The following is a 5,263-nucleotide window of genomic DNA, read 5'->3' as shown; positions in this document are numbered from 1 at the left end:
GACACGAGAGCGGGTTACGTCGCACAGGGCCGAAGGGCCCGCGGAGGCAATCGCCTCCGCGGGCCCTTCGGCTGTAGGGGTGCACCGGGGGCCGCGTGGCCCCCGACGCGTCAGTCCCTGAAGATGGAGATCAGCCGGAGCAGCTCCAGGTAGATCCACACCAGCGAGAGCGTCAGGCCGAACGCGGCCAGCCAGGACTCCTCGCGCGGAGCGCCGTACCGGACGCCGTCCTCGACCTGCTTGAAGTCCATCGCCAGGAACGCGGCACCGAGCACGACGCCGATGATCCCGAAGATGATGCCCACCGGACCGGTGCGCAGGCCCATGCCGTCACCGCCGCCGATGACGGCGAACAGCAGGTTGACCGCCATCAGCAGGACGAAGCCGATGGCCGCAGCGAGCACGAAGCGCTGAAAGCGCGCGTTCACCCGGATGAGCCGGGTCTTGTACGCGGCGAGCACACCGACGAAGACGGCCATCGTGCCGAGGACCGCCTGCATCGGGGCGCCGGACCAGCGCTCGTTGTAGACCTGGCTGATGACGCCGAGGAAGAGCCCCTCGAAGAGGGCGTATCCCAGGATGAGCGCGGGCGAGGCCTTGCGCTTGAACGCCTGCACCAGGCCCAGCACCATCGCGATCAGCGCGGCACCGATGCCCGCGCCGATGGGCAGCTGGGCGATCCACGCCGCCGCGGCGGCGACGATGACCGTGCCCAGCGTCATGCCGGTGCGCATGACGACGTCGTCCATCGTCATCCGGTCGGTCTGCGGACCGGCCGGGGGCGCCCCGTACATCTGCTGGAGCTGCTCGGGCGTCAGGTTCTGCTGGGCACCGGCCGCATAAGGGTTGCCCGGTGCCTGCTGCGTCTGCTGCTGCGCGTACGGATTGCTGCCCGCGTAGGGGTTGCCCTGGACTGCGGCGGGGCCCCCGGCCTGCTGGGCCGCGCCGAAGCCGGCGTAGCCGCCGCCGCGGCTGAACCCCCGTCGCGAGAAGACCGGGTTGCTGCTCCTCATCTCACTCCTCCATGGCCGCCCTGCGCGACCTTGACTCAAGAGTAATGGGTAAGCAAAGAAAGCACTCTAGTGCCCAGGGAGGATCTTTTCACGCGCGTACGGACAGCGCGAGGTTCCCGCGGAAGCGGGGGCGGGGCCGGACGCGGGCCCTGGCCGCACGATGGGCGACCAGCCACGCACACAGAGTGCGGCCACAAGATCTGGAGGTGCCCGGAACCGGACTTGAACCGGTACGCCCGCGAGGGGCAGCGAGGTTTAAGCTCGCCGTGTCTGCATTCCACCATCCGGGCAGCGGCTCACCCTGGGACGTACGAAGTGACGTACTTCCCTCCCCATAGGAGAGCAGCACGAGCCTATCCGGGCCGATGGACCCGAACAGCGAATCACCGGACCGAGGTTGTCTTATTTTATTGGCAACTGAGGGCCCATCAGTAGTGGGTCAGGGTACCCGCCGATGCCGGCGCCCGACCGGACCTGCTTATATGCCCTGTGACCCCTTTGACGGCGGATTGACGCAATCTCGATGCCCCCGTTCGGGGGGTCCTCTCCTACCCAAGGAGGACTCCGGCCGACGCGCCTACGACCCGAGTCGCGCGCAGAACCGGAGGAGCGAGGGATCTCGTCCTTGTTTATGGCAAGGACGATGGAAGGACGTCCCGGCCGACCGCACCGCACGACAGGAGCCCCGCACCGTGACCACCACCACTTCCGGCGTCGAGTCCGCCGCCCGTCCCACGACGGCGGCGGCCCGAGCAACGGACCTCTCCAAGGTCTACGGACAGGGAGAGACCCAGGTCGTCGCCCTGGACGCCGTCTCCGTCGAGTTCCGGCAAGCCGAGTTCACCGCGATCATGGGCCCCTCGGGCTCGGGCAAGTCCACGCTCATGCACTGCATGGCGGGCCTGGACTCGGTCTCCAGCGGCTCGGCCCGCATAGGCGACGTCGAACTGACGGCCCTGAAGGACAAGAAGCTCACCCAACTGCGCCGCGACAAGATCGGGTTCATCTTCCAGGCGTTCAACCTGCTGCCGACGCTGAACGCGCTGGAGAACATCACCCTCCCGATGGACATCGCGGGCCGCAAGGCGGACCCGGCGTGGCTGGACCGGGTCGTCGAGACGGTCGGTCTGGCCGGGCGGCTCAAGCACCGCCCCAGCCAGCTCTCCGGCGGTCAGCAGCAGCGCGTCGCCGTCGCCCGCGCGCTGGCCGGTAAGCCCGAGATCATCTTCGCGGACGAGCCCACCGGTAACCTCGACTCCCGCTCCGGCGCCGAGGTGCTGGGCTTCCTGCGCAACTCGGTGCGCGAACTGGGCCAGACCGTGGTCATGGTGACCCACGACCCGGTCGCCGCGGCCTACGCCGACCGGGTGGTCTTCCTCGCCGACGGCCAGATCGTGGACGAGCTGATGGACCCGACCGCCGACTCCGTGCTGGACCGCATGAAGCGGTTCGACGCCAAGGGCCGTACGAGCTGACGCGAGGCGCGCGTCCGTCACCGCACGCCGCTGTCGCCTCCGCACTCCCCCTTCCTCCCCTGGACTGAACTCTCATGCTCCGTACCGCCTTGCGCAACGTGCTCGCGCACAAGGCCCGGCTGCTGATGACCGTCCTCGCCGTCATGCTCGGCGTGGCCTTCGTCTCCGGCACCCTGGTCTTCACCAACACCATCTCCGCCGCCTATCAGAAGAGCTCCGAGAAGGGCTTCGACGGCGTCGACGTCGCCATCACCCCGCACAAGTCCGACTCCGGCTCCAGCCTCTCCGGCGAAACGCCGCGGCTGGGCCAGGCGGTGCTCGACAAGGCGGCCAAGGTGCCCGGCGCCGCCTCCGCCACCGGCGTCGTCAAGGGCTACTCCGCCCTCTCCGACCGTAACGGCGAGCTGCTCGGCGGCGGCTTCTCCACCCTCGGCGGGAACTACTACCCGGGGCCCGATGGCAAGGACCCGCGGTACACGATGACCGAGGGCCACGCGCCCAAGGGTCCGGGCGAGATCGCGCTCGACTCCAAGTCCGCCGAGAAGGGCCACTACAAGGCCGGTGACAGCATCCGGGTGTCCGTGAACGGACCGGTGCGCACCGAGAAGATCGCGGGCATCTTCACCACCGACGACGGCAATGTGGCGGCGGGCGGCAGCCTCGCGCTGTACGACAACGCCACCGCGCAGAAGCTGTTCGCCAAGCCCGGCCAGTTCGACGAGATCGACGTGAAGGCCGCCCCCGGCACCTCGCAGGCCGCGCTCAAGTCCGCGGTCGACAAGGTCCTGCCGGACAACGCCGAGGCCGCCACCGGCCAGAAGCTCGCCGACGACCAGGCCGAGCAGATCAAGCAGGGCATGAGCAGCATGCAGACCGCGATGCTGGTGTTCGCCGGGATCGCGCTCTTCGTCGGCATCTTCATCATCGCCAACACCTTCACCATGCTGGTCGCCCAGCGCACCAAGGAACTGGCCCTGATGCGGGCGGTCGGCGCGAGCCGCCGCCAGGTGACCCGCTCGGTGCTGATCGAGGCCACCGCCGTCGGCGCCGTCGCGGCCGTCGTGGGCATGGCCGCCGGTGTCGGCATCGGCGCCGGGCTGCGCTCGCTGCTCAGCTCCACCGGGGCCACCGTCCCGGACGGGCCTCTGGTCATCGAGCCGACCACGGTGGCGGCGTCGCTGCTCGTCGGCGTCGTGGTGACCGTGCTCGCCGCCTGGCTGCCGGGCCGCCGCGCCGCGAAGATCCCGCCGGTCGCCGCCATGAGCAGCGTCCACGCGGCGCCGACGACCCGCGGTCTGGTGGTACGGAACACCATCGGCGCGCTGCTCGGCGCGGCCGGTGTCGCGCTGGTGCTGTACGGCTCCGGCCAGGGCATGGACGGCAAGGGCCCGATGGCGTTCGGCGCCGCGGTCCTGGTGATCGGCGTGTTCGTGCTCACCCCGCTGCTGTCCCGGCCGCTGATCGCGGCGGCCTCGCCGGTGCTGCGGCTCTTCGGGATGTCCGGCAAGCTCGCCCGGCAGAACGCGGTGCGCAACCCGCGCCGTACCGCCGCCACCGCCTCCGCGCTGATGGTCGGCCTCACCCTGATCACCGGCATGACGGTCATCGCGGGCAGCGTCCAGAAGGGCATCGACCAGATGGCCTCGGACGGGCTGAAGTCCGACTACGTCGTCAGCATGGGCGGCGCGGGCGGGGCGCCTCGGCCGCTCTCCCCGGAGGTGGCCAAGACGCTGGAGAAGCAGCCCGAGGTCACCGCGGTCAGCCCGCTGCGCCAGACCCCGGCCAAGATCGGCGGCGAGACGACCACCGTGTCGGGCGTCAACGCCAAGGCCATCGGCGAACTGGTCGGCGTGGACTTCCTCCAGGGGTCCTTCTCCGGCTTCGGCGGCCAGAAGGCCGTCGTCGACGACAAGACCGCCGACCAGCACGGCTGGAAGGTCGGTTCGGCCATCCCGGTCACGTACCCGGACGGCAGCAGCGCCAAGCTGACCGTGGGCGGTGTGTACGAGGGCAACCAGATGATCCGCGGCGTCATGGCCGACACCGCGACCATCACCCCGCACATGACCACCGTCGCCGACTTCCAGGTGATGCTGAAGACCAAGGGCGGGGCGACCGAGGCCAACAAGGACGCGCTGACGAAGGCGCTCGGGGACAACCCGGCCCTCCAGGTCCAGAACAAGAAGGACATCTCCGACAGCATCGCCAAGCTGTTCACCCTGATGCTGAACATGCTCTACGGCCTGCTGGCCATGGCCGTGATCGTCGCGGTGCTCGGGGTCATCAACACCCTGGCCATGTCGGTCTTCGAGCGGTCGCAGGAGATCGGCATGCTGCGCGCGATCGGCCTGGACCGGCGCGGCATCAAGCGGATGGTGCGGCTGGAGTCGCTGGTCATCTCGCTGTTCGGCGGGGTGCTCGGGATCGGCCTCGGCGTCTTCTTCGGCTGGGCGGCCGGTGAGCTGATCGCCACCGGGCTGACGACCTACGAACTGGTCCTGCCGTGGGGCCGGATGGGTCTGTTCCTGGCGATGGCCGCGTTCGTGGGCGTGCTGGCGGCCCTGTGGCCCGCGCGCCGGGCGGCCAGGCTGAACATGCTGGAGTCCATCAAGGCCGAGTAGTACCGCCTCGGAGTGACCCGAACGGGGGGGAAGGGGGTGACCCGCGGGAGGCGCCGTGGGGGGTAGCCAAACGGGAGCCGCCCCACACGGGGGGGGGCCCCGGCGGCCCCGGCCCGCCGCCCCCCCGCGGGACGAACGCGAGGGTATGTGCTTA

3 protein-coding genes and 1 tRNA gene are annotated in these 5,263 nt (G+C 69.9%); 2 read left to right on the top strand and 2 right to left on the bottom strand.

The annotated features are described in order from the left end of the window. Positions 1-110 precede the first annotated feature (110 nt). Together ACFV9T_RS36945 and ACFV9T_RS36940 are read right to left on the bottom strand one after the other, a co-directional pair. Complete coding sequence (locus tag ACFV9T_RS36945) at positions 111-1,013, bottom strand: Bax inhibitor-1/YccA family protein (protein WP_385446911.1); 903 nt, start codon at positions 1,011-1,013, stop codon at positions 111-113. Between the two features lie 207 nt (positions 1,014-1,220). Beyond that, positions 1,221-1,303: transfer RNA gene (locus tag ACFV9T_RS36940), tRNA-Leu, on the bottom strand. A 402-nt stretch (positions 1,304-1,705) separates the two neighbouring features. On the opposite strand from ACFV9T_RS36940, the gene ACFV9T_RS36935 reads away from it, so the two are divergent. Beyond that, a complete protein-coding gene (locus tag ACFV9T_RS36935) occupies positions 1,706-2,488 on the top strand; it encodes an ABC transporter ATP-binding protein (protein WP_385446910.1) in 783 nt (260 codons plus the stop codon). A 74-nt stretch (positions 2,489-2,562) separates the two neighbouring features. Next, positions 2,563-5,109, top strand: a complete 2,547-nt coding sequence (locus ACFV9T_RS36930; protein WP_385446909.1) for an ABC transporter permease — start codon at positions 2,563-2,565, stop codon at positions 5,107-5,109. Positions 5,110-5,263 lie beyond the last annotated feature (154 nt).

Source organism: Streptomyces sp. NPDC059850 (assembly GCF_042731515.1).
Classification (GTDB): domain Bacteria; phylum Actinomycetota; class Actinomycetes; order Streptomycetales; family Streptomycetaceae; genus Streptomyces.
This window is presented reverse-complemented; position numbering and strand designations above follow the sequence as displayed.